Here is a 22401-nt window from a genome sequence, read left to right as displayed (position 1 = left end):
CAGAATGATGAGCACAAAATTTAACCAAACAGCTGGAAGCGGCCACACAGCAGTTTAAGGCTAATCACCGATTAAAGCGAAGATCAAGATCAGTCAAATGTTCGTATGTCGAAATATGAGAACTGTAATCTACTTCACAGAACTCCGCTTTAATTTGGATTTATAATCAAGCTATCGTTCGAGATTGGAGGTTTCAGAACGATGAGCAACCAAATTTAACCGAACAACTGGAAGTGGCCACACAGCAGTTTAAGGCCAATGCACCGATTGAAGCGCAGATCAAGATCGGTTAAATGATTGAGGAACTTCAGAAATCGGGGAGGCTTCCGGGAAGCAACCAGTCGAAAAGGCGGTGGACTTTAAATTAACAAACGCACTAGGCCGGGATGTAGTTTTATTTGAAGAGCTCGCGAAAGGGCCGGTTGTGCTGGTCTTCTATCGCGGCGGATGGTGTCCTTTTTTCAATATGCAATTAAAGGCTTACCAGCAGATATTGCCGGAAATCCAAGCGATGGGAGCGCAGCTTATAGCGATTAGCCCGCAAAAGCCGGATCATTCGTTATCCCTTCAGGAAAAGGAAGGATTGGAATTTCAAGTCCTTAGCGATCCGAACGGCTTGGTAACGGCCAAGTACAATCTGCTCTTCGATGTTCCGCAGGGAGTAAGGGAACTCATGGAAGGTATCGGACTCGATCTTGCGGAGTACAACAATACCTCGAAATGGGTTTTGCCGGTTCCGGCTACTTTCATGATTGATGAGAGCGCCATTATTCGCTCCGCTTATGTCAATCCGAATTTCATGCAGCGTCAAAGCCCGGAGGAAATTTTACGAGAGCTAAAAAAACTGTAACGATTTTTGCATCATACATTTGTGAGCAGAATAATCGATTATGGTAAAAACAAGTCTGAAGAAGCGATGCTTAGTATTGGATATCCGGCAGCTATGCATCTATATTAAATGTTAGTTAAGAAGGAGAATATATTATGACAATGACCAAGGAAGAAATTTTAAAAGCATACCAGTTCAGACATGCTAGCAAGGCATTTGATACCAACAAAAAGATTTCGGATGAAGATTTTCACTTTATTTTGGAGACAGGAAGATTGTCTCCAAGTTCATTTGGCTTCGAGCCGTGGAAGTTTGTCGTGATCCAGAATGCAGCTCTTCGCGAAAAATTAAAACCTGTATCTGGCGGTGCCACGGGACAACTGCCCACTGCCAGCCATTTTGTAGTTATATTGGCCAGAAGAGAAGAAGGCTTACGGCCTGACTCGGTTCACGTGAACAAAATGTGGAAAGACATTCATCATATGCCTGAAGAAGTTGTGCAAGATTGGTACGATTTCTACAAATCCTTCGTCGAATCAGAACTCGAAGATAATGACCGTCTCATTTTTGAATGGTCAATCAGACAAACCTATATAGCATTGGGAAACATGATGACAGCCGCGGCTCAAATCGGTATTGATTCCTGTCCGATCGAAGGTTTTGATAAAAAGCAGTTGACCGCTATTTTACAAAATGAGGGTATCATTAAAGGCGACGATTTCGGTGTAGCCTGTATGGTCGCTTTCGGATATCGTCAAAAGGATCCCAAACGTCCACAAACAAGACAACATCTCGATGAGATTGTTGAGTGGCGATAAACTTAAGATGATATTTCTCAGCATCAGGGGACATGTTTCGCTAACAGGTGCTCGAGTTTAAGAATGGGGTTGCTGCGGGTGCGGCAACTTCTTTTTTATGGTGACGGTCATTATAATATCTTCGCCAATTCTGACGGCTGAGATCTCAATGCGTCCCCTGGTAGCTTTTCGTATTTATCCCGTGTGTGAGGGCGTTCTTAGGAGGGGATCATTAATGATGTTCTGACCATCTCATGAACAGCAGAGACAAGCGCATGCAGGGTTGTCAAGAATAACAATGGAGTCATCCCAATTCTACCCATGGCGACAAAAAGACCTGACACAATAAAGAAGCTGAAGAAGCTGCTTTAAGATTGGCTTCAAAATATAACAACGCTAAAAGAAAGAAAATGTCATTTATTTGGGATTTCATCAATTTAAGAAAAGGGAGCGTTTGATTTAACATGGCACAAGTTCTATACATTACTGCTAATCCAAAATCAATTGAAAACTCAGTTGGTCATCGAGTAGGACAAGCTTTTATTAAAGCTTATTGCGAAACTCATGCAAATGATAAGATTCAGGAAATAAATTTATATGAAGAGGAATTTCCAAGCGTGGATCGCGATATCCTTAACAGTTGGGAGGGAATGCCATTTTCAGAGTTGAGTCAAGTCGAACAGCAAAAAATGAATGCTTTAAATCAATTTATAGATCGAGTAACGAGCGCTGATAAATACGTATTTGTATCTCCTATGTGGAACTGGAGTATTCCACCACGATTAAAAGAATTTATCGATTCCATTGTGGTGGCCGGAAAAACATTTCATTACACCGAAAATGGTCCTGTCGGACATTTAATAGGTAAAAAAGCCATTCATATTCAAGTTAGCGGCGGTATTTACTCGCAAGGACCTTTAACGAAAATGGATCATAGTCACCCGTATTTAAAACAAGTGCTTAACATCATAGGTATTCATAACGTAGAAGTATTATATGTGGAGGGACATGATTTTGACCGAGAGCGAGCAGATGAAATTATTCGCAAGGGTATATCGGATGCAGAAAAGCATGCGATGACTTTTTAATCACGATGTCGATTTCGACCCCCAGCTCGTGGTACTGTTTCCGAGTGCGGAGCACTGTTCGTCGTCGTCGGCCAGAAGGGATTTTTCGAACGGGAAATGGTAAATGCCCCTGCTTTGCACGACGGAGCCGGTCTCGCTGCCATTAGATGATCTCAGTCCGGATGCTCCTCATGGTGTTGTGTTCGGATACATGCTGTTCGGATTTAAGGCGATTGTTCAGCTTCATATACCGACTCCGGCGTTAAATTGATGGGCGATGTTATTTTGCTGCGGGAAACCCATATCTTTACATAAGGCACTACCCGAAAAAATAACATTCGTAATGTGAAATATTTCGCAGAAGGATTCGTCTCATTCCGGTTAAGATAAGCTCATGAAACATACATCACAACAATAAGGAGTGTCCAAGCATGAAAAAAGTAGCTATTATCGTACACGCCACGGAGAATGAAGGGGGAAGAGTGTCTCATGCCCTGCTGTATGGCAAAGAGCTGCACGAGGCTAACTTCGATGTCAAAATTTATTTCGACGGCCAAGGTACGACCTGGGTAAAAACGCTAGAGGATCCATCCCACATGTTCAATCCTCTTTACAAAGCCGCTAAAGAGCTGGGCCTCATCGCCGGAGTTTGCAATTTCTGCGCGAACGTTTTCGGCGTGACCGAGGATGCCAAATCCGCCGGCCTCCCGACATTCGCGGATGTGGAAGGACACCTCAGCATTTCGAAATTGATTACGGACGATTACCAAATCATCACCCTTTAATTTCGAGCGCCGTAAACACCGTTTGACAACAGGAAGATGGGCTGGTCAAGACACCTTGATCAGCCTGTTTTCGCTTTCGCTTGACTCTCTCCCGTTTCGGCCATCATACCGCAGGAGTTGTTTAAAATTTGCTCCTTACCGACTAAATAGTTAGAATACAGTCATGGAGAGCAGAAAAAATCAAATCATTTCGTTGGCGTTCAAGCTGATTCAAGAAAAAGGCTTTGTTGCCATGAGCTTACGACGATTTATCGAAGCCGCTCGGCGTGACCAAAGCGAGCATTCATTACCATTTCGAAAAAAAGAAGGACTTAGGAGCCGCAATCCTGGAGCGAATGATGGAGCGCTTGGAACAGCTGTTGCTTCGTATCGCTTCATTACCGCCCGAAGAGAGGCTGGAGCATTATTTTTCCGATCGATTGTCTCGCTTCGGAATGCAGGATATATGTCCCCTATCTTCCCTGCAAGCGGATTTCGAATCGCTGCCTGAGGCGCTGCAGCACAAAGTAAAAGAAGTGAGCGAAAAGGAACTCTTTATCCTGATCCAAATTCTTAAAGCGATTCAGGAAGAAGGCGGCATCGACTCTGCAGCGGAAATCGAACCGCTTGCGATCATGATATTGGCAGGCGGTAAAGGAATTTTGCAATATCAGCGAGTATTCGGAAGGAAAGGAAATTATCCCCTGTTTTTTTCAAACAAATCAATCGCCTTATTCAATACCCGGCCGTGACTGGCCGGTTCTTATGACCTCAGCGGGAGCAAGGGGGAGATGGAAATGAAGAATGTCGTATTGTACGGAGCCGATCATTGCGCCGCATGCACCGAAACCATAAAGTTCTTTCAACAGGAAGGAATTCCTTACCAATACAAGGACGTCGGAACCGACAAGGAGGCTTTCACCGAAATGCTTCGTCTCGGCGGTATCGCGACGCCGTTCATCGTAGCCGGTACGCACGTACTTCATTCGTTTGACCGCCAGAAATTGAAGGAGGCATTAAAACCGCATGGATAAGCTTTGGTATTTATCGAGAATCAGCATTTTTGACTCTCTCTCTCCGGAGGATTTTAAGGAAATCGATATGATGGCTCCGATGACCCATTTTAATGCAGTTCCCAAAGGCACGCTTATCCAAACTCCTGAACATCATCGTGACGGCTTGTTTTTCGTAAAAACAGGCAAGCTCCGGATGTACAAAGTGAACGCCGAAGGCAAGCAGTTTACGACTGCTATCCTGGGGAGCGGCAATATGTTCGGCGAAATCGACTCCTTATCGTTCGGAACGCACGACATGTACATCGAAACTATCGAAGAGACCTTGATCTGCTCCGTTCTGCGCGAGCATTTCGAAAAGTTCCTCCTGAAAAGACCGAAGCTGGCCATGCGATTTCTGAAGGTTTTAAGCAATCAGCTGAAGGAGAAAGAGGAGCTACTTGAAAAGCTGGCCATCGGTAATATCGAAGATCGCGTACTGCATTTGCTGCTTAAATTATCCGAGCAGTTCGGCACGGAAAACGACGACTTCGTCAAAATCGATTTTCCTTTGACCCACCAAGAAATTGCCAATATGATCGGCATAACGCGCGAATCGGTGACCACGATTTTGAAGGACTTGTCCAAAAAAGGCATCCTTCGAACCGGTCGAATGCAGATCTCGGTTCATTCGCAAAAAATCAAAGCATACTTGAATCATGCTGAGTTTTAACAATAACGAGCGATTACAGGCAAAACGAAACAGCCTCAATCCCATGGAATTCAGGACAAAGGCCGTTTAACCGCATTTTATTTTTCTACTGTCTACTTGGCGGGGGCAGTTTAAAACTTTGCATTGCAAGATAAATACAGTGAATTTCATCCAGGTTTTTTATTAAATGGTTTTGATAAAGATGGTAAAAAAGTGTTTCATTTTGAGTGAAATTGCCCGAGCAGTGTAATTGAGCTAACGGAGAACGATAGTTCAATTAACCGCCTAATCCGGTGGTCTTGGCCAGCAGGTTTTTTGTTGAACAGTCGTATTGATCACTCAAACAGTTGAGTACTATTAGGGTTAAAAAACATCGAAACCATTTGGTTATGATTTATGAGGATGATTTTACGTGGCTTTTAGTCATACACTGGAAGACGTCGGCGGCGTCGATCTTGTTTTCTACGTGATCGGAGGCGACATCGGGAAGCGGTCGGCAGGGCTGGTTCGGGCCGGTGGAATGCTGGTGACCATCGCCGGCCCGCCCGAGGCACAGCCGGCCGAGGGCCTGGCGGTTGATTTCGTCGTCGAGGCCGATCGCGCACAACTTGGTGAGGTCGTCCAGCGGTTCCGGGATGGTCGGCTGCGGACAAATATCGGCCAAATCGCGAACCTCGACAATGCCGTCGCTGCTTTCAACCCGACCGAGCGGATCAAGGGAAGGACGATCATCCGATTTCGTCCGTAAGGACTCAGGGATAGTGACCGGGCCTCGTGGATCATCGTCAGCAGTGAGACCCGGTCATTTCCGGTTTCGGACATGGGAACTAAATCCTTAAAGTAAAAGAAATGACCACCGGAAATCCGGTGGTCTTTGCATATCAATGTGTAGAGTTTCGAGGAATATTTTCTTCAAGTATTGTAACAGCAAGTTGAACAGACAGGCGTGATGTCTTAACTACGTTCTCCTTGGCAAGCTCGCTCATCACGCCACTAACCGCTTCGCGGCTAGCACCGAGCATATTGGCAATCTCTTGATGTGAAAGAGGCAGATCGATCAGCGTATATCCGTCTTGAATGACGCCGAATTTTCCGCTCAGTGTGGAAAGGAGATGGAGCAAGCGTTTTTTTAGACCATGAAGCGCAAGCTGTTCCAATTGTTCCTCCCGCTCATTTAACCGGTCACTAAGTGCTTTAAGAAATTTGAGCGCAAGCTGAGGCCGTTTGATCATCAGTCGTTCGAACTGAGGCTCGGACATGGTGCAAAGAAGCGACGATTCCATCGTTTCAATATAAACCCTCCTGGTTCCGAACGAGAATGAATTTAACTCTCCGAATATATTTCCTCTTGTGAGAATACCAAGCGTGAACTGTTTTCCGCTGTCGTTTAGTTTATAGAGTCTAAGCTTGCCCTCCTTGACGAAATAGAGTCCCTCGAGAGCGGACTCCGCGGTTTGGACCAATGTGTTTTTTGTGATCCAATTGAAGTGATGGATAGTATCTAGCTGATCGATCTCTCTAATTTCTTCTCGCGACATTTCTTCAAAAATGCTGATTTGCGATAAATACCAGAGCTTGTTCATTGAATATCGAGCCTCCAAATGGGTGTTAGCCAACGGGATACGGATCCTTGATAAGTTGCCATGCTTTCCTGGACCATACCGGCAATCGACTTCCAAATCGGCGAAAACGCAAACCCGGTAGACGCTGCTCTGGCATTCGACAGCTTCCATGTATAAGGCATGGCATAAGGGGACAAGTTTTGTTCCTCGCGCGATCCAACATGAAACAGCGGTTCCGTATTTAGGCATTCCCCAATATGACGACCGAGTTCCTGGATGCTCAGACTACTTCCGTTTGACGCATTGATTGGTCCGACAAAATCGGATTTTGTTCCTATAAAATGAAGAAATTCGCTTTTTGATAAATCTGGATAATCCCCCGTTCAAAGCCAATATGTTTGCCGAGTCGAATGGATAGCGGCGAAAGAAAGCCCATGCAAAGAACCGGGATAGAGGTTAATAAACTGGCTGCAAATGCATTCATGCCCAGATCTCTTCGAATGACCTCTAGTATAGGCGCGATTGAACTAATCGTAGGCCTCAGATTCAGAGATGTCATAAAGAGGGCGGCGATCGGAAGCCAGTCGGCCGCCTTCGACGGTATTCCCTGAGGCTGTGAGTTTGCTTCACTGTTTCGAACATTCCGTTCACGGGTCCGAATAAACAAGGTTCGAAGGTTCATCGGTTTCATCTTCTATCTGAAACTTTGTATTGGCAATATCCACCTTAGCATGTAAAATTGGATTCCATCAGATCCACTTTTATTTGAAAATCAGCATACCACTTATTTGAAATGAAGGAGGCTTGCTTTATGCCCCGACGCACGTTGTCTGCTACAATTGAATCGAAAACCAAACAAATCTATTCCTTACTGCGCGAACAGATATTTCAAGGTGTCTATGCAGCCGGTGTTAAGCTCCCATCGACGCGGGATTTGGCAAACGAATTCGGAGTATCGCGGGCACTCATCGTGGACGTGTTTGAACAGCTAATCGCCGAAGGGTACTTGGAGGGCCGTCAAGGCTCTGGCAGCTATGTCGTTGATTTGGGCGGAAGTAAACGACAATTCCCTTCTCAGCTCCAAGAAATCGATTCTTCCGGTGAAGCGACTGTTGCGGAACCCCCGGCTCGCTTCCAAGGCATTGATTTTCGTCCAAGTTTTCCGGCTTTGGAGCACATCCCTTTCAAGAAATGGAAAGAAACCGCCATTGCCGCATATGCAAATACTCATTCAGGAGAATTTGGCTGCTATGACGATGATCCTGCAGGCCATTGGCAGCTTCGCACGAATATTTGTCGGCTTTTGCTGCATACCAAGGGGATTCGGTGTCTGCCTTCACAGGTGATCATAACCGCCGGAGCGACTCAAGCCATAGCCATGCTGTCCCGGCTTTTATTAAAACCGGGGGACTCAGTAGTCATAGAAGATCCTAGCGCCACCTTCATTCAACATATTTTTGCATCGACAGGTGCTGATATTATACCGGTTCCCGTAGATGAACATGGCCTGCGCGTTGACGACATGCCGACTCATCGGCACCCCAAATGCGTGTTCGTCACTCCTTCACATCAATTTCCTTTAGGCAGCATTCTTTCCATTGGGCGGCGCATTCAGCTTATAGATTACGCCCGACAAACCGGATGTTATATTATCGAAGATGATTACGACAGCGAATTCCGTTATACAGGAATGCCGGTACATGCCCTAAGAGAGCTCGACTCGGAACGTATCGTCTATGTCGGGACTTTCAGTAAAAACTTGTTTCCTGCGTTGCGTATTGGTTATATGGTAGTTCCGCATGAGCTGCTAACTCCGCTTCTTCGTTTAAAGCAGCTGACAGACATGCACTGTCCGATCTTGCCGCAAATCTCTTTGGCGAGATTTATCACCGAACGCCACCTGGAACACCACATCGCCCGTATGAAGCGCATTTACAGCAAAAGACGAAAATGTCTCATCGCCGGTTTGTCCAACATTTTCGGCAGCAGAGTGAAAATATCCGGGGATGCCGCAGGCCTGCATTTGGTTGCGGAAATGGCCGGAAGCCTATACGACTCCCAAGTAGTCGCTCAACTTGAGGAACTTCATATTAAAGTATATCCAGCAGAAAGATACACCATCGCTAAAGGAAGGTACGAAGATCGACTTATTATGGGATTTGGCAATGTGGAAGAAATCAACATTTTAGAGGGAATCAAGGCGATTGCGAGTGTCTTAAGACATATGTCGTAAACGTATGTATTATTGCCGATGGCAAACTGCTCCCCGTTAATGTAACATCTAATTTTTAAATTGCTGTTTAAATACCGGTTCAGCTATCTGACACTTTCTCAAATCCTTAGGGATTTGAACAGTCTCTATAACAGCCTAATTGATTATCCACATGATGATATGACCAAACCGCTAAACAATCTTAAACAGACCGAAATCGATAAACTTATTCAATTAAGAAAGGCACTACGAGATGTAGAATGGGGGATTGGGTTTTCGAATTCAGGGAATTGGGAATCTATTATTGAGAAGGTAAAGAAGTTATTACCTCTTTTCTGCTTCTTTGCAAAAAGACGAGATAGCGGGGCTCGATGTGACGCCAATGGAACGGTCAACAAAAAATCCCCTCGAGGGGGATTTTTCGCGTCCGGCGCGTTACCAGGACGCGGCAAGTTGACGGCCCGTTCCATTGCTGCCCGGACGATCTCTTTCGCGCGCTCCGGTTAAAAATCATGGCCTTCCACGTACAGCGCTTGTATGTCGCGAATCCCGACGATCCCGAGCGAGAACGGCGATATGACTTCGTCCCAGGGTCAAATAACTCTGCGCGTCCCGGCCGTAATTTACCCCTCTCGTGAGCACCATGCGAAAGCCGTTTTCGGTCTCTTAGGGTTTTTAAAAGGGATGATCCTGGGTGTTGATGATTTTGCAATCAAGAAAGGACACAAGTATAACACTGGCATTCACAATCTGTGTGGCGAAACGATGCCGGATATGCTCCCCGGCCGTAAGTTGGACGAATTGCGGGCCTATGAATCGCAACATCCGGATTTCCGGCAACTCGCACCCTATGCGGTAGTGATGGATTTGGCCCCGACCGACCGGCTGACCGCTGCTGAGGGCGGTTGCCCTCTGTTGCGTGGCTCCGGGCAAATGATATCGATAAGTTTTTGTCCTTTCGGCTAACGATATGCAAGTTTTTGTCCAGCGCATTGGACATAAACTTGTATCGTGAAAATGAAAAAATCCGCGGTTTACGCGGATCTGCCCCTTCCTGCCTTGAGATACGGGAGCGCAGCCTTCGTCATGTAAAGATGAGGAAACACATTTGTATGATAGATATCCAACAATTGTAAGACTAAATAGACTCCCGGATGCTCTTAGGAAGGCTTTTAACAACCAAATCGTAAGAGTGGTCAATCATTGCAAAGATATCCGACTCTGGCAAAGAACCCTCGAGAATAATCGTATTCCAGTGCTGTTTGTTCATATGATAACCCGGTCGAACATCCTTATGCTGCTCTCTCAAGTTTTCCGCAATCACGGGGTCGCATTTTAGGATCAAGTACCCTTTTTCCTCATAAAAATGAGCGAATATTTTACCTGCTATTTTTATCGCGAGTGGATCGGTTCCCAAGGGATAATCCTTAATCGCTCCTTTTTTGTTTAGACAGTATTCGATGAAATTATTTTTCAAACCGGCTCATCTCCTTCGTAAATGACATCGTATAGTCCACGCCGTTAATCTAAACCGTCGGCAAGCATCTTCAGTTTCTTTATATTTAAAATATAACGCTTAACGCGAACGCCAAACGCTTCCACGGCGATTTTGGCGTCTTGAGGATTAAAGCAGATTTGATCGTATACGATACGATATCATAATGACAGTTGGCAAACGCTAATATCATTGCTTCCCGATATTCGTTCGGTCCGCTTTTATTCGGGTCACGGCGTCGCCAAAGTCATCCGGTGTCTGACCTCTTGTTGCAATGGTCACATCATGACCTTCCGCGAGCAATAGACGAACCAACCGGCGACCGAAAAACGCTGTTCCTCCCAAAACGAGTATCTACATCCGTATTCTCCTTTCACGTTTGCATTTTTATTTTTTAATTGGGGAATTTTCTCCCGCCAGGAAAAAAAGATGCGGTTAATTGATAACCCTTTGTCCATGGCTGGCTTCCTGATACTTGCAGATTAACATGCCAGCCGAATCGGTGTCTGTAATCTAATTTACATTGTTCTTCCGTATTTCGTATTTCAAAATATGATGGAGAACTGTAATTTGCATTACAGAACTCCAATTTTTTTAGAAATATAATAAAGCTATCCTTTCCATATTGGAGGTTTCAGAACGATGAGCAATCAAAAATTAACTGAACAGCTGGAAGCGGCCACACAGGAGTTTAAGGCCAATTCACCGAGCTTTGGCGGCGCTAATAGCTTCCGGACAGACGTGCCGTGCAGGCGAAGACTATACAGGGAGGTGTCCAAATGAAAGCGATTGTGGTGACGGACGAGGCCGCGGGAACGGCCGGGATGAAGCTGGTGGAGCGGCCGGAGCCGGACGCGGCGAGGCTCGCCAGCCTCTCGGGCGCGAGCATCGCAATGACGGGCCTGACCGCCTGGCAAGGTCTGTTCGAGCACGGCCACCTCCGGGCGGGGCAGAGCGTCCTCGTGCACGGTGCGGCCGGCGCAGTCGGATCGATGGCGGCACAGCTCGCACGTCAGGCCGGCGCCTACGTCATCGGCACCGGACGCGCTGCCCACCGTCAGACCGCGCTCGACTTCGGCGCGCAGGAGTTCGTCGACCTTGAGAACGACTCGCTGGAAGACGTCGGCGGCGTCGATCTGGTTTTCGATGTCTTCGGCGGCGACATCGGGAAGCGGTCAGCGGGTCTGGTTCGAGCCGGAGGAACGCTGGTGACCGTCGCCGGGCCGCCTGAGGCGCGGCCCGCCGACGGCCTGGCGGTCGACTTCGTTGTCGTATCCGATCGCGCCCAACTGAGTGAGATCGCCCAGCGAGTGCGTGACGGACGGCTGCGGACGAACATCGGCCAAATCGCGACCCTTGACGATGCCGTCGCCGCCTTCAACCCGACCGAGCGGGTCAAGGGGAAGACGATCATCCGTGTTCGTCCGTGAGGGTTCTGAGAACCAAACCCGCCCGGGCACAGCCGGCCGAGGGCTTGGCGGTCGACTTCGTTGTCGTATCCGATCGCGCCCAACTGAGTGAGATCGCCCAGCGAGTGCGTGACGGACGGCTGCGGACGAACATCGGCCAAATCGCGACCCTTGACGATGCCGTCGCCGCCTTCAACCCGACTGAGCGGATCCAAGGGAAAGACGATCATCCGCGTTCGTCCGTAAGGGCTTAGGGACAATGACCGGGTCTCGTGAATCATCGTCAGCCGCGAGGCCTGGTCATTTGGGGTAGTACCAGCGTAGCTGTCACCAAGGGCAAAGTATATGTTATTAAATGGTGAATTTACAGAAGGAACGAGCTGAAGGCTTCGCAAATCATGCAGGACCAGGCCCGCAATAACGGCAAAATCGGGTGGCGCTGGACCGGACCACGCTGGAGGTTCTCTCGGGTGAGCGCGGCGTCACCGGTTTGAAGGTGCGGAACAACGAGACTGGTGAGGCGGAAGTGATCGAGACCGACGGCATATTTGTCGCCATCGGCCATCATCCGAATACCGACTTTCTAGCGGCCAGTTGGAGACCGACCGGCAGGGCTACCTGATCGTGAAGCCGGGAACGGCGGCAACGAGCATTCCGGGGGTATTTGCCTGCGGTGACGTGCAGGACCCCGTCTACCGTCAAGCGATCACATCGGCAGGGAGCGGAGCGATCGCAGGGTTGGACACCGAACGGTTTTTGGAAGAGCTTCCGCTGCCGGCTGCGGTGGAAGCCGTGTAAGCAAGTGGAAGTGGAAGGCCATCCAATAATCATATAAAAATCACTAAGGAGAGGATACAAATGGAACGAATACTTACGGAAGAGCAATACCAACAATTGATCAACAGAGATCAGTACACTGTCGTGAAGTTTGACGCAACCTGGTGCCCCGATTGCAAAAACCTGGATCGGTTCATCGGCGGCATCATCACGGAGAACCCGGATAAGAATTTCTATGCGATCGATGTGGAGCAGCTTCAGTCGGTTGCGGAGGCGAATCAGGTTCTCGGCATTCCGAGCTTGCTCGTCTACAAAAACGGAGCGAAGCTGGCGCACCTGCACAGCAAAAATGCCAAGACGCCGGCTCAGGTGCGGGAATATCTCCAATCCATATCCTGAAGCGGAGCTCGGGCGTCCCACACGGAGGGTTTTATTCAAATTCAAAATAAATTCATATTCAAAGGAGAGGTTTGAAATGGCAGTTAAAGAACAAAATAACAAACTTACTATCGCTAATGGCGGAGGAGGAAACGTTCATGTTCAAATTATTTGAAGCTTTCGGTCAAAAAATTGAGATCATCGGAACAAAGGGTTTGTTTATTGCACTGGCCATCGTTTATATTTGGATTGGCGCGATGAAATTCACGGCCTACGAAGCGAAGGGGATTGCCCCCCTTGTAAGCAACAGCCCAGTACTTGGATGGCTTTACAACTATTTTTCAATTCATACGTTTTCTTCTCTATTGGGCATATTAGAATTATTAGTCGGCCTACTCATTCTCAGCCGCTTTGTGTCTGCAAAGCTGTCAGCTGTTGGAGCGTTTCTTTCCTGCATTCTATTTCTGACGACACTGAGTTTCATGGTCTCCACCCCGGGTGTCTTTGAGCCGAGCCTCGGTTTCCCCGCCCTTTCTGTGGCGCCAGGTCAATTTCTGTTGAAGGATCTCGTCTTGCTGGGCGCTTCTGTGTTTGCCTTGGGCGAGTCACTGAAGGCGGCTAGCCGTTGAACGTTTCATAAAACCCGGGATTTGGAAGAAAGGAGGACAACATCATGAACGTTCTATTTACAGAAAGAGCAATGGAAAGACTTAGTCAGGAGCCCGCACAGGCGTATCAGTTAAATCCTAGCCTGGGTGGATGCTCCATTGGAGCAGATTGGGTAACGTTTGTTGGGATAAAGGAACTGAGTGCAGAAATAAACGAACAATTCCTTTCAACCAACTTTAAACCAGTCCTACTGGGACATAAGTCAGACCATTTATTTGATGAAGATCTAAAAGTGGACTATAATCCAAATACATCCACGTTTATTCTAAAAAGCAACAGTCAAATTTATACGGCGTACATGAAGCTAGAATATAAAAATGAAGGATGATACAAATCAGGCATCTTGTAATCGATTTGCCCTCATTTGTATTTTTTTTTTTTGAGGTGATGAGAATTGGATACCGTAACATTTGGAATGGGTTGCTTTTGGGGGCCTGAGACGCGTTTTGGGTACCATTCAGGGATTCTTAGAACGAGAGTCGGGTACGCAGGTGGAAAAGAAGGTCAACCGACCTCGAAAAACACGTTTGACTACACGGAGGTTTTACAAGTCCAGTTTAACGCAGAGCTTTTAAGCTTAGAGCAAATCGTAAATCAATTTTTTAAGCAACATAATACAACCAGAGCACCTCGTTCCATGAAGTATCGATCTTTATTGTTGTTTGAAAACGAAGAGCAGAAGAGTGAAATGCTTCAAAAACTAGAAGAGATTAAGCATATCCATGGGAACAGCTATACCTCTGTAGAGCCCCTACATTCATTTTACGAAGCAGACCTTCATCATCAAAAGTATTACCTTCAGAGGTGGAAACCGGTCTATGAGAAGTGGCAGGAGCTACATGTGGAAAAGGAGTCACTAGTTGAATCAACCTTAGCTGCTAGGCTAAATGGTCTTTCAAAGGGTTGTGGTTCACTAGAAGAACTGATGCAAGAGTTTCCGGATTCAGCCTACGATTCCCTTTGGTCGGTAATCCGAGAAGTGAGGGAGAATTCGAAAGAGCAGTCAGAGGATATGTGTAGGTTAGATTAATAGAAAAAAATGAAAAGCAGCCCTGTTAATAGGGCTGCTATAACTTATAGGTTACTTAAAATGTCCCCGCCTACATGGTTTTTCAAAGTGAAATCCTTGGCTTTCTCACCTTCTCTTGTACCTGTGAATAAACCTGACGACGGTCACACTTTAATCCAACCCGAACATGCCGTGGTACCCAGCGGCCAAGCTCCACGTTCCACGGGCATCACGTGAGTCCGCGCCGCCCGCACTGCTCTTCACTGTTAAAGTGAGTACGGGACACGCTGGCGAATGCTCTCTCAGGTTTCCATCTACTTTGCCCCTGGTGACAGCTACGCTGGTACTCCCCCCATTTCCGGCTTCGGAAATGGGAACTAAATGGCAATTTTCGACATATGTCCTTAAAGTAAAAGCAAAGACCACCGGAAATCCGGTGGTCTTTGCTTATCAATGTGTAGAGTTTCGAGGAATATTTTCTTCAAGTATTGTAACAGCAAGTTGAACAGACAGGCGTGATGTCTTAACGACGCCCTCCTTGGCAAGCTCGCTCATCACGCCACTGATCGCTTCGCGGCTAGCGCCGATCATATTGGCAATCTCTTGATGGGAAAGCGGCAGATCGATCAACGCATATCCGTCTTGAATGACGCCGAATTTGGCGCTCAGTGTGGAAAGGAGATGGAGCACGCGTTTTCTAAGACCATGAAGCGCAAACTGTTCCAATTGATCCTCCCGCTTCTTTAACCGGTCACTGAGTGCTTTAAGAAATTTGAGCGCGAGCTGAGGCCGATTGATCATCAGCCGTTCGAACTGAGGCTCGGACATGGTGCAAAGAAGCGACGATTCCATCGTTTCAATATAAAACCTCCTGGTTCCGAACGAGAATGAATTTAACTCTCCGAATATATTTCCTCTTGTGAGAATGCCAAGGGTGAACTGTTTTCCGCTGTCGTTCAGTTTATAGAGTCTAAGCTTGCCCTCCTTGACGAAATAGAGTCCCTCGCGCGTGGACTCCGGTGTTTGGACCAATGTGTTTTTTGTGATCCAATTGAAATGATGGATGGTATCTAACTGATCGATCTCTCTTATCTCTTCTCGCGACATTTCTTCAAAAATGCTGATTTGCGATAAATACCAGAGTTTGTTCATTGAATATCGATCCTCCAAATGGTATTAGCCAACGGGATACGGATTCTTGATAAGTTGCGATGCTTCTCCCTTGGCTGTTTCGTAAATATTTGAATGTTGCAGCCATTTATTTTTCAGTGCCCAGTCGCGCCATGCTTTTCTGGACCATACCGACAATCGACTTCAGAATCGGCGAAACCGCAAACCCGGCAGACGCCGCTCTGGCATTCGACAGCTTCCATGTATAAGGCATGGCATAAGGGGACAAGTTTTGTTCCTCGCGCGATCGCACATGAAACAGCGGTTCCGTGACGTCACATAAGTAATAGGGTGCTCGACTTCCAACACGCCGATAGATTTATGTTCAGCAACATGCTTCACATAGTAATCAAAACGGCCTGTATAATCGTCGGTTCCCGATACAACCATGGCTACGCGAACCGCAACGACGGGAAATGTCGCTTTCCGGAAGAAATAGGCTTCGGCCTGACGTTTTCCTTCGGCATAATCATATTTCTCAACTTCTAAATCGTAGACGTATTGTTCCGGCGTGAAATCGTCTTCGGTGATTTCGGTATCTTTACTATTATAAACCGCCATGCTCGAGGTTAAAATATATCGCTTAACGCGGAGGGCAAACGCTTCCACGGCGATTTTGGCGTCTTGAGGATTAAAGCAGATTTGTCGTATACGATATCATATTGACAGTTGGCAAACGCTAATATCATTGATTCCCGATTCGTCCGGTCCGATATAATTCGGGTCACGTCATCGCCAAAGTCATCCGGTGTCTGACCTCTTGTTGTAATGGTCCATGACCTTCCGCGAGCAATAGACGAACCAACCGGCGACCAAAAAAACGTTGTTCCTCCTAAACCGATTATCTACATCCGTATTCTCCTTTCACGTTTGCATTCTTATTTTTTAATTAGAGAATTTTCTCCCGCCAGGAAAAAAAGATGCGGTTAATTGATAACCCATTGTCCATGGCAGGCTGCCTGATTCTTGCAGAATAACATGCCGGTCGAATCGGTGTCTGTAATTTACATTACATTGTTCTTCCGTATTTCGTATTTCAAAATATGATGGAGAACTGTAATTTACTTCACAGAACTCCGCTTTAATTTGAATTTATAATCAAGCTATCATTCGATATTGGAGGTTTCAGAACGATGAGCAACCAAAATTTAACCGAACAGCTGGAAGCGGCCACACAGCAGTTTATGGCCAATTCACCGATTGAAGCGCAGATCAAGATCGGTCAAATGATTGAGGAACTTCAGAAATCGGGGATCGCTTCCGGGAAGCAACCAGGCGAAAAGGCGGTGGACTTTAAATTAACAAACGCACTAGGCCGAGATGTAATTTTATTTGAAGAGCTCGCGAAAGGGCCGGTTGTGCTGGTCTTCTATCGCGGCGGATGGTGTCCTTTTTGCAATATGCAATTAAGGGCTTACCAGCAGATATTACCGGAAATCCAGGCGACGGGAGCGCAGCTTATAGCGATTAGCCCGCAAAAGCCGGATCATTCGTTATCCCTTCAGGAAAAGGAAGGATTGGAATTTCAAGTCCTTAGCGATCCGAACGGCTTGGTAACGGCCAAGTACAATCTGCTTTTCGATGTTCCGCCGGGAGTAAGGGAAGTCATGGAAGGTATCGGACTCGATCTTGCGGAGTACAACAATACCTCGAAATGGGTTATGCCGGTTCCGGCTACTTTCATGATTGATGAGAGCGCCATTATTCGCTCCTCCTATGTCAATCCGAATTTCATGCAGCGTCAAAGCCCGGAGGAAATTTTGCGAGAGCTAAAAAAGCTGTAACGTTCGTCATTGGCTGGGTGCTATGAAGTTCCGATTCACGGTTGCCATTTCCGGAACAGCGAGCGATTTTGCTTCATTTGATGCCGGTTACGGCGTCAGGACGCCGATCGAAATTGTATGTCACATATCGCAATTGTTACAAAACTGCTGTTCAACGATTGCCGGTTCGCCGCGCGTACGACTTGAATCTAAAGGCTGGTATGAAGAAGCGGCGCGATATTATGAAATAGTCGAACAATTGGATCAAGCCGTCTTGCAATTTATACCGGAACAAAGCGTTGTCGAAAACCTTGTTCAGGGACCGTTAGCGGACGCGACCAGCCATATCGGCCAATTGACGCTGCTTCGCAGATTGGCAGGAAGTCCGGTTGCGTACATCAATTATTCGCAAGCAACGACTTAAAGGATGGATGGCTAAGGCAGACGGACATAGATTCCTGTGTTGGCTCTGAAAAAGCGTATACGATTCCGTGAAGCCTATAACAAAACGGCTTGAAGAGGTCAATGCGTGAGCGGAGCGGCTGAAGCGGATTAATGAGGCAGACGCAGGCGGCTATCGACCGCGTAATGGCCGTGATTGACTCCGGAGAGATTGCCCATTTTTGGGCAAAGTAATGATAGAGGACCGTTACGGCGAATGCCATCCGTTCCTGAGTAAAAAGAGAGCAATAAAATCATCATCCAATAAAAACGAGGTCGTTCTCTATGAAAAAAATGTTATGGGTCATCCTCATGATGTCAACTGGAACTTCCTTTACGTCGCCTTTATTTCCGCTTTATCAGGAGCAATACCGATTAAGCAGTCTGCAAATCACCGTTTTATTCGCTGTGTATGCGGTCTTTCTACTGCCCACTTTGCTTATTGTCGGCTCCAGAGGAAGCGGTTGGGGGCTGAAGCGGGTTCTTCGCATCAGCATCCTGTTGTCGATCCTGGCCACCCTTCTCTTTATGGCAAGCCAGCAGGCCTGGCTCGTTTACGGGGCGAGAATGCTGGTAGGAATCGCTTATGGAATCTTTACGGGCACCGCAGTCGCGTTCTTGCTGAAGCAAACGTCCAAAGAGAAAGCGGGCAAAGCGATTCTGTTATCGGGTATGGCCGTTTCCATTGGTTTCGGTCTAGGACCTGCCTTGGCCGGTTTGATCATCGAGTATCTGCATCTGATGCCGCTGCGCGCGCCGTTTTGGCTTTTGACCGTTCTGTTGCTGAGCGCTTGGGTCGGTCTGGAAACGTTGCAGGACGAGGATTTTCAAGCCCGGAAGGAACGCCGTCAAGCGGCTTCGGCACCGATCTCGCTCGGGGTGTCTACGGACATTAAGCCTCATTTCTGGTCGTTCAGTGCGCTGCCCGTTTTCACGCTGTTTACCTTGAACGGAATCGTTCTCTCCTTGATTCCTTCATTCGTGAAAAACGTGATTCACACTTCCAACCTTGCCGTGTCCGGTCTCCTGATTCTACTGCTTATGGGGGGCGGCACGATGATGCAAATGCTGCCTTGGTTCAAACAGCCGGTCGTACGCCTTCGGATCGGTATCGCTTTATTGGCTTGCGGAGCCTGGCTTGTCGTTCTCTCCGGGACATCGGAAAGCATAAGCCTAATGTGGATCGGGGTGCTCGTTCAGGCGCTGGGCAGCGGTTGGACGTTCCAGATCAGCCTGCGACTGGCCGGCGAGCTTCCAAATGCATCGGAGCGGCCGAAGGTAATAACGACTTTCTACTTTGCGGGTTACATCGGATTTATTGTTCCCATCGTGGGAGTTGGTCTCCTAAGCTACTTATTTGACTTGTACGTGTCTCTGATCGTCCTGAATGTTCTCGCTTCCCTGGTAGTTCTCTACATGTTGGGTTATTCTGTAAAGTTTGCGCGGTACTATGCTGTAAGAAACGGAACGCAAGTTCAGGCGGAAGGTGTCCCATGGAGCGTGACGCCGCAGCATGAGCAGAGCTGATCCGTTTCACTGAGTTAGGTCACGGTCACAATCGGCACGCCCACGTAAATGATACGTGAAAGGAGGGATGAAGGTGGAGGAAGTGCTTACTCCGAAGAATTATCTTTGTTTTTCGCTATATGCCTGTTCCCGAGCTATTATTGGATCTGGATTCCGGGACATTGACTCCACTGCTCAAACGGATGGAAATAAATAAGCTAATTCGTCGGGAACGTTCGAAGGAAGATGAAAGAGTAGTTGTGATCAAGCTTACAAACACAGGTGCAGCATTGAAGGAAAAAGCGTTAGTATTCCCTCGTCACTGCTCTCTGCCAGCGGCATGTCGACAGATGAACTGAGAACATTGAACGAAACCATCAATCATTCATCGGACAATGTTATTCGTGTTACCGGTAAATAAAGGTGTATTTGTTTCCCAAGTTCAAATTTATGCTACTTTTATATTTTTCACCCGAATAGATTGCTCACAATATTATTTTACATCATCTAAATAAGGAGTTGCTTAACATGTACAAAGCGATTGTAATCGGTACTGGCCCAGCCGGATTAACTGCAGCGATCTACCTGGCAAGGGCGAATTTGGAGCCTCTTGTTATCGAAGGTACCCAGCCCGGCGGACAACTGACTACCACAACCGAAGTTGAAAACTTCCCCGGCTTTCCAGACGGCATTTTGGGAACGGATCTGATGGATAATATGCGAAAACAAGCGGAGAGATTCGGCGCCAAGTTTAAATCGGGTCGGGTGAGCCGAGTCGATCTGCAGAGCCGTCCGTTTCGTTTGTTCTTGGAAGGTGGTGAGACGCTGATCTCCGAGAGCGTCATCCTCTCGACAGGGGCTTCCGCGAATTTACTTCACATACCGAACGAGCATGATTATATCGGAAGAGGCGTGAGCACTTGCGCTACTTGCGACGGCTTTTTCTTTCGAGGCAAAAAGGTAATCGTTGTAGGCGGAGGCGATTCCGCGATGGAAGAATCGCATTTCTTGACGAGGTTCGCCAAAGAAGTCCGTGTCGTTCACAGAAGAAACCAACTGAAAGCTTCTCAAATCATGCAGGACCGAGCACGGCATAATGAAAAAATCGAATGGAGTTTAGATCGGACACCTCTCGAGGTTATCCCGGGCGAGAAAGGTGTGTCTGGACTTAAGGTGCGTGATAACCAAACCGGCGACGAAGAAATCTTCGAAGCGGATGGAATTTTCGTAGCGATTGGCCATCATCCGAATACCGAGTTTCTTGACGGACAGCTTCTGACCGATAGACAAGGATACTTGATTGTAAAGCCCAGAACATCGGAAACCAGTATTCCAGGAGTATTTGCTTGTGGTGACGTACAGGATCCTCATTACCGGCAAGCGATTACTTCGGCCGGCAGCGGAGCAATTGCTGCGATGGATTGCGAACGGTTTTTGGAAGAAACATCCGATAAGTTAATCAGGAAAAAGACGAATATTATGTATTGATACTCTATGATAATTAAATAAGTAAAAATGAAATCACTTTATAAGGAGCGACTAATAATGGAAAGACTACAATCGGCAGAACGTTTTCACGACTTGGTTAATCGGGATCAATATACAGTAATTAAATTCGACGCAACCTGGTGCCCCGATTGTAAAAACATGGACCGGTTTATTGGTGAGATTATAGCGGAAAATAGAGATAAGGATTTCTATGCAATCGATGTGGAACAATTTCAGACGGTTGCGGAAGAAAACGCGGTTATGGGAATTCCAATTTTACTCGTTTATAAAAACGGAGTAAAATTGGGACATTTGCACAGTAAGTATGCAAAGACACCTGTTCGGGTGAGGGAGTATCTGGAATCTCTGTAGGAAGGATACGGGGAATATCTTCACTTGTAAAATAATTCTTCGAAGGACTAAGATTTATGAGATCCGCAGTCCGCAATATCTCAAAAATATTGAAGAGGGTGCATGAAGAAATGGAAGCACGATTGAACTTAACACACAAAATCGGTCAAGGGATTTCACCTCAACAGTTCATGGATGACATGCAGATTCGGTCGATGGAAATCAGTAATATCCCGAATACCAAAGAGCAGTTGATCTCCGTTTACGAGAATTTCACATGGACGCAAGAAGATCAGAAAGTATTCTTTACCGCTTTAAACAATCGCTCCGACCTGCACTGTTTGATTCTATGCACGGATTGGTGCCCGGACGTCATCTGGAACGTCCCCTTACTGTTTCGAGTGATGGAGCAGAGCCGCATTTCGACTGAAGTGTTGCTCATGGAAGAGCATCTGGAAACCATGGATCTCTTTCTCACAGATGGCGGGCGAAATCAGCCGATCGCGGTTTTCTTGAATGCGTCCGGAGATGTTCTAGGTAGATGGGGAGCGCGTCCAGCCTATATTCAGGCCGTGATGGATCGGTTTAAAAAGAACAATCCAGATAAACAGGAAGCCGATTATAAGGAGAAATTGAACCAAACATATCGAGAGATCGGCGAGCTCTATCAAGCTAGTAACGAATATCAGGAAGTTATCCTTCATGAATTAAGAGATTTGTTTACTACCTTTCCTTCGTGAATTTTCGATCTATCTGGAAGCAGGGATGACCGAACAGCAGTCATTTCACAATTATTGATTGTTGTCCGTATCAAACCACTCGCATTCACCAGATCAACTTTATACATCAGCAATGACTGAATGGAATCCCTTGATAATATAGGATTTTTCAGTGTCCAACTTTAATGTCCACGGGCAGCGGATAGTGAAGCCGATTCTCGATCTTCGTTGCAGAAGCAGAATTAAACCTCGCGAAGGTTAAGCGATTCGTTTCGAGCCTAACGAAGAAAA

At 46.9% G+C, this 22401-nt stretch carries 28 protein-coding genes and 2 pseudogenes; 24 read left to right on the top strand and 6 right to left on the bottom strand.

From position 1 onward, the window contains the following. Positions 1-352: 352 nt before the first annotated feature. The 8 genes from E2980_RS11465 (at position 353) to E2980_RS11430 (ending at position 5909) form a co-directional block, all read left to right on the top strand. The gene (locus E2980_RS11465; RefSeq protein WP_240702990.1) at positions 353-850 is read left to right on the top strand and encodes a peroxiredoxin-like family protein; all 498 of its coding nucleotides are present in this window, start codon (positions 353-355) and stop codon (positions 848-850) included. 134 nt (positions 851-984) lie between these two features. Further along, positions 985-1647, top strand: coding sequence for an NAD(P)H-dependent oxidoreductase (locus E2980_RS11460; RefSeq protein WP_135152313.1), 663 nt, complete (start codon positions 985-987; stop codon positions 1645-1647). Between the two features lie 443 nt (positions 1648-2090). Beyond that, entirely contained in the window at positions 2091-2714 is a 624-nt protein-coding gene (locus tag E2980_RS11455) for an FMN-dependent NADH-azoreductase (protein ID WP_135152312.1), read from the top strand. 410 nt (positions 2715-3124) lie between these two features. After that, entirely contained in the window at positions 3125-3478 is a 354-nt protein-coding gene (locus E2980_RS11450) for a DsrE family protein (protein WP_135152311.1), read from the top strand. Between the two features lie 266 nt (positions 3479-3744). Beyond that, entirely contained in the window at positions 3745-4209 is a 465-nt protein-coding gene (locus E2980_RS11445) for a TetR/AcrR family transcriptional regulator (RefSeq protein WP_135152310.1), read from the top strand. A gap of 45 nt (positions 4210-4254) precedes the next feature. Beyond that, a complete protein-coding gene (locus tag E2980_RS11440; RefSeq protein WP_167747084.1) occupies positions 4255-4491 on the top strand; it encodes a glutaredoxin family protein in 237 nt (78 codons plus the stop codon). Next, positions 4484-5182, top strand: a complete 699-nt coding sequence (locus E2980_RS11435; RefSeq protein ID WP_135152308.1) for a Crp/Fnr family transcriptional regulator — start codon at positions 4484-4486, stop codon at positions 5180-5182. Before E2980_RS11440 ends, E2980_RS11435 begins: the two co-directional genes overlap by 8 nt. A 391-nt stretch (positions 5183-5573) precedes the next feature. After that, a complete protein-coding gene (locus tag E2980_RS11430) occupies positions 5574-5909 on the top strand; it encodes a zinc-binding dehydrogenase (protein WP_205699959.1) in 336 nt (111 codons plus the stop codon). 133 nt (positions 5910-6042) lie between these two features. Here the strand turns inward: E2980_RS11430 and E2980_RS11425 are convergent, their stop codons facing one another. Continuing rightward, the gene (locus E2980_RS11425) at positions 6043-6744 is read right to left on the bottom strand and encodes a Crp/Fnr family transcriptional regulator (protein WP_135152307.1); all 702 of its coding nucleotides are present in this window, start codon (positions 6742-6744) and stop codon (positions 6043-6045) included. Positions 6745-7057: 313 nt separating this feature from the next. Then, positions 7058-7207, bottom strand: a complete 150-nt coding sequence (locus tag E2980_RS24205; RefSeq protein ID WP_167747083.1) for an MFS transporter — start codon at positions 7205-7207, stop codon at positions 7058-7060. Positions 7208-7516: 309 nt separating this feature from the next. Here E2980_RS24205 and pdxR point away from each other — a divergent pair, with 309 nt between their 5' ends. Together pdxR and E2980_RS25140 are read left to right on the top strand one after the other, a co-directional pair. After that, the gene (gene pdxR / locus E2980_RS11420; RefSeq protein WP_135152306.1) at positions 7517-8956 is read left to right on the top strand and encodes a MocR-like pyridoxine biosynthesis transcription factor PdxR; all 1440 of its coding nucleotides are present in this window, start codon (positions 7517-7519) and stop codon (positions 8954-8956) included. A 663-nt stretch (positions 8957-9619) separates the two neighbouring features. Then, positions 9620-9808 (top strand): annotated as a pseudogene (locus E2980_RS25140) (transposase); the annotation flags it as partial. Between the two features lie 265 nt (positions 9809-10073). Here E2980_RS25140 and E2980_RS11400 read toward each other — a convergent pair. Next, on the bottom strand, positions 10074-10412 hold the full coding sequence (locus tag E2980_RS11400; RefSeq protein WP_135152304.1) for an MmcQ/YjbR family DNA-binding protein: 339 nt from the start codon (positions 10410-10412) through the stop codon (positions 10074-10076). A gap of 207 nt (positions 10413-10619) precedes the next feature. After that, complete coding sequence (locus tag E2980_RS25135; RefSeq protein ID WP_167747082.1) at positions 10620-10775, bottom strand: NAD-dependent epimerase/dehydratase family protein; 156 nt, start codon at positions 10773-10775, stop codon at positions 10620-10622. Positions 10776-11209: 434 nt separating this feature from the next. Here E2980_RS25135 and E2980_RS11390 point away from each other — a divergent pair, with 434 nt between their 5' ends. The 7 genes and pseudogenes from E2980_RS11390 to E2980_RS11360 all read left to right on the top strand — a co-directional run bounded on the left by E2980_RS11390 (position 11210) and on the right by E2980_RS11360 (position 14693). Continuing rightward, positions 11210-11860, top strand: a complete 651-nt coding sequence (locus E2980_RS11390; RefSeq protein WP_135152303.1) for an NADP-dependent oxidoreductase — start codon at positions 11210-11212, stop codon at positions 11858-11860. A 44-nt stretch (positions 11861-11904) separates the two neighbouring features. Then, the gene (locus tag E2980_RS11385; protein ID WP_205699958.1) at positions 11905-12093 is read left to right on the top strand and encodes a hypothetical protein; all 189 of its coding nucleotides are present in this window, start codon (positions 11905-11907) and stop codon (positions 12091-12093) included. Between the two features lie 108 nt (positions 12094-12201). Further along, positions 12202-12637 (top strand): annotated as a pseudogene (locus E2980_RS11380) (NAD(P)/FAD-dependent oxidoreductase); the annotation flags it as partial. 60 nt (positions 12638-12697) lie between these two features. Next, a complete protein-coding gene (locus E2980_RS11375) occupies positions 12698-13015 on the top strand; it encodes a thioredoxin family protein (protein ID WP_135152302.1) in 318 nt (105 codons plus the stop codon). 137 nt (positions 13016-13152) lie between these two features. Beyond that, a complete protein-coding gene (locus E2980_RS11370) occupies positions 13153-13623 on the top strand; it encodes a YkgB family protein (protein ID WP_205699957.1) in 471 nt (156 codons plus the stop codon). A gap of 44 nt (positions 13624-13667) precedes the next feature. Next, complete coding sequence (locus E2980_RS11365; protein WP_135152300.1) at positions 13668-13991, top strand: iron-sulfur cluster biosynthesis family protein; 324 nt, start codon at positions 13668-13670, stop codon at positions 13989-13991. A gap of 66 nt (positions 13992-14057) precedes the next feature. Beyond that, positions 14058-14693, top strand: a complete 636-nt coding sequence (locus E2980_RS11360; RefSeq protein ID WP_135152299.1) for a peptide-methionine (S)-S-oxide reductase — start codon at positions 14058-14060, stop codon at positions 14691-14693. 429 nt (positions 14694-15122) lie between these two features. On the opposite strand, the gene E2980_RS11355 is transcribed toward E2980_RS11360, so the two are convergent. Beyond that, on the bottom strand, positions 15123-15824 hold the full coding sequence (locus E2980_RS11355) for a Crp/Fnr family transcriptional regulator (RefSeq protein ID WP_135152298.1): 702 nt from the start codon (positions 15822-15824) through the stop codon (positions 15123-15125). 162 nt (positions 15825-15986) lie between these two features. Continuing rightward, positions 15987-16451 (bottom strand): Rossmann-fold NAD(P)-binding domain-containing protein, encoded by a 465-nt coding sequence (locus E2980_RS11350; protein ID WP_167747081.1) that lies wholly within the window; start codon positions 16449-16451, stop codon positions 15987-15989. A 524-nt stretch (positions 16452-16975) separates the two neighbouring features. On the opposite strand from E2980_RS11350, the gene E2980_RS11345 reads away from it, so the two are divergent. The 7 genes from E2980_RS11345 (at position 16976) to E2980_RS11315 (ending at position 22131) form a co-directional block, all read left to right on the top strand. Beyond that, positions 16976-17626, top strand: a complete 651-nt coding sequence (locus E2980_RS11345) for a peroxiredoxin-like family protein (protein ID WP_135152296.1) — start codon at positions 16976-16978, stop codon at positions 17624-17626. Positions 17627-17648: 22 nt separating this feature from the next. After that, complete coding sequence (locus tag E2980_RS11340; RefSeq protein WP_135152295.1) at positions 17649-18029, top strand: hypothetical protein; 381 nt, start codon at positions 17649-17651, stop codon at positions 18027-18029. Between the two features lie 302 nt (positions 18030-18331). Further along, a complete protein-coding gene (locus tag E2980_RS11335) occupies positions 18332-19573 on the top strand; it encodes an MFS transporter (protein WP_135152294.1) in 1242 nt (413 codons plus the stop codon). A 119-nt stretch (positions 19574-19692) separates the two neighbouring features. After that, positions 19693-19911: a transcriptional regulator, SarA/Rot family gene (locus tag E2980_RS25130; protein WP_420808646.1), complete on the top strand. Its 219-nt coding sequence runs from the start codon at positions 19693-19695 to the stop codon at positions 19909-19911. A gap of 169 nt (positions 19912-20080) precedes the next feature. Beyond that, positions 20081-21040 carry a thioredoxin-disulfide reductase gene (trxB, locus tag E2980_RS11325; protein ID WP_135152293.1) on the top strand — a complete coding sequence of 320 codons (960 nt, stop codon included), beginning with the start codon at positions 20081-20083 and terminating at the stop codon, positions 21038-21040. A 57-nt stretch (positions 21041-21097) separates the two neighbouring features. After that, on the top strand, positions 21098-21412 hold the full coding sequence (locus E2980_RS11320) for a thioredoxin family protein (protein WP_135152292.1): 315 nt from the start codon (positions 21098-21100) through the stop codon (positions 21410-21412). A gap of 110 nt (positions 21413-21522) precedes the next feature. Further along, the gene (locus E2980_RS11315; protein WP_135152291.1) at positions 21523-22131 is read left to right on the top strand and encodes a thioredoxin family protein; all 609 of its coding nucleotides are present in this window, start codon (positions 21523-21525) and stop codon (positions 22129-22131) included. Positions 22132-22401: the final 270 nt, after the last annotated feature.

It is taken from the genome of Cohnella luojiensis (assembly GCF_004564235.1).
Classification (GTDB): domain Bacteria; phylum Bacillota; class Bacilli; order Paenibacillales; family Paenibacillaceae; genus Cohnella; species Cohnella luojiensis.
This window is presented reverse-complemented; position numbering and strand designations above follow the sequence as displayed.

Excerpts from the sequence above, each read along its gene's own strand:
- E2980_RS11460 (WP_135152313.1), top strand. The coding sequence starts at position 985 with ATGACAATGACCAAGGAAGAAATTTTAAAAGCATACCAGTTCAGACAT.
- E2980_RS11455 (WP_135152312.1), top strand. The coding sequence starts at position 2,091 with ATGGCACAAGTTCTATACATTACTGCTAATCCAAAATCAATTGAAAAC.
- E2980_RS11450 (WP_135152311.1), top strand. The coding sequence starts at position 3,125 with ATGAAAAAAGTAGCTATTATCGTACACGCCACGGAGAATGAAGGGGGA.
- E2980_RS11440 (WP_167747084.1), top strand. The coding sequence starts at position 4,255 with ATGAAGAATGTCGTATTGTACGGAGCCGATCATTGCGCCGCATGCACC.
- E2980_RS11435 (WP_135152308.1), top strand. The coding sequence starts at position 4,484 with ATGGATAAGCTTTGGTATTTATCGAGAATCAGCATTTTTGACTCTCTC.
- E2980_RS11425 (WP_135152307.1), bottom strand. The coding sequence starts at position 6,744 with ATGAACAAGCTCTGGTATTTATCGCAAATCAGCATTTTTGAAGAAATG.
- E2980_RS24205 (WP_167747083.1), bottom strand. The coding sequence starts at position 7,207 with ATGAATGCATTTGCAGCCAGTTTATTAACCTCTATCCCGGTTCTTTGC.
- pdxR (WP_135152306.1), top strand. The coding sequence starts at position 7,517 with ATGAAGGAGGCTTGCTTTATGCCCCGACGCACGTTGTCTGCTACAATT.
- E2980_RS11390 (WP_135152303.1), top strand. The coding sequence starts at position 11,210 with ATGAAAGCGATTGTGGTGACGGACGAGGCCGCGGGAACGGCCGGGATG.
- E2980_RS11375 (WP_135152302.1), top strand. The coding sequence starts at position 12,698 with ATGGAACGAATACTTACGGAAGAGCAATACCAACAATTGATCAACAGA.
- E2980_RS11370 (WP_205699957.1), top strand. The coding sequence starts at position 13,153 with ATGTTCAAATTATTTGAAGCTTTCGGTCAAAAAATTGAGATCATCGGA.
- E2980_RS11365 (WP_135152300.1), top strand. The coding sequence starts at position 13,668 with ATGAACGTTCTATTTACAGAAAGAGCAATGGAAAGACTTAGTCAGGAG.
- E2980_RS11355 (WP_135152298.1), bottom strand. The coding sequence starts at position 15,824 with ATGAACAAACTCTGGTATTTATCGCAAATCAGCATTTTTGAAGAAATG.
- E2980_RS11345 (WP_135152296.1), top strand. The coding sequence starts at position 16,976 with ATGAGCAACCAAAATTTAACCGAACAGCTGGAAGCGGCCACACAGCAG.
- E2980_RS11340 (WP_135152295.1), top strand. The coding sequence starts at position 17,649 with ATGAAGTTCCGATTCACGGTTGCCATTTCCGGAACAGCGAGCGATTTT.
- E2980_RS11335 (WP_135152294.1), top strand. The coding sequence starts at position 18,332 with ATGAAAAAAATGTTATGGGTCATCCTCATGATGTCAACTGGAACTTCC.
- E2980_RS25130 (WP_420808646.1), top strand. The coding sequence starts at position 19,693 with ATGCCTGTTCCCGAGCTATTATTGGATCTGGATTCCGGGACATTGACT.
- trxB (WP_135152293.1), top strand. The coding sequence starts at position 20,081 with ATGTACAAAGCGATTGTAATCGGTACTGGCCCAGCCGGATTAACTGCA.
- E2980_RS11320 (WP_135152292.1), top strand. The coding sequence starts at position 21,098 with ATGGAAAGACTACAATCGGCAGAACGTTTTCACGACTTGGTTAATCGG.
- E2980_RS11315 (WP_135152291.1), top strand. The coding sequence starts at position 21,523 with ATGGAAGCACGATTGAACTTAACACACAAAATCGGTCAAGGGATTTCA.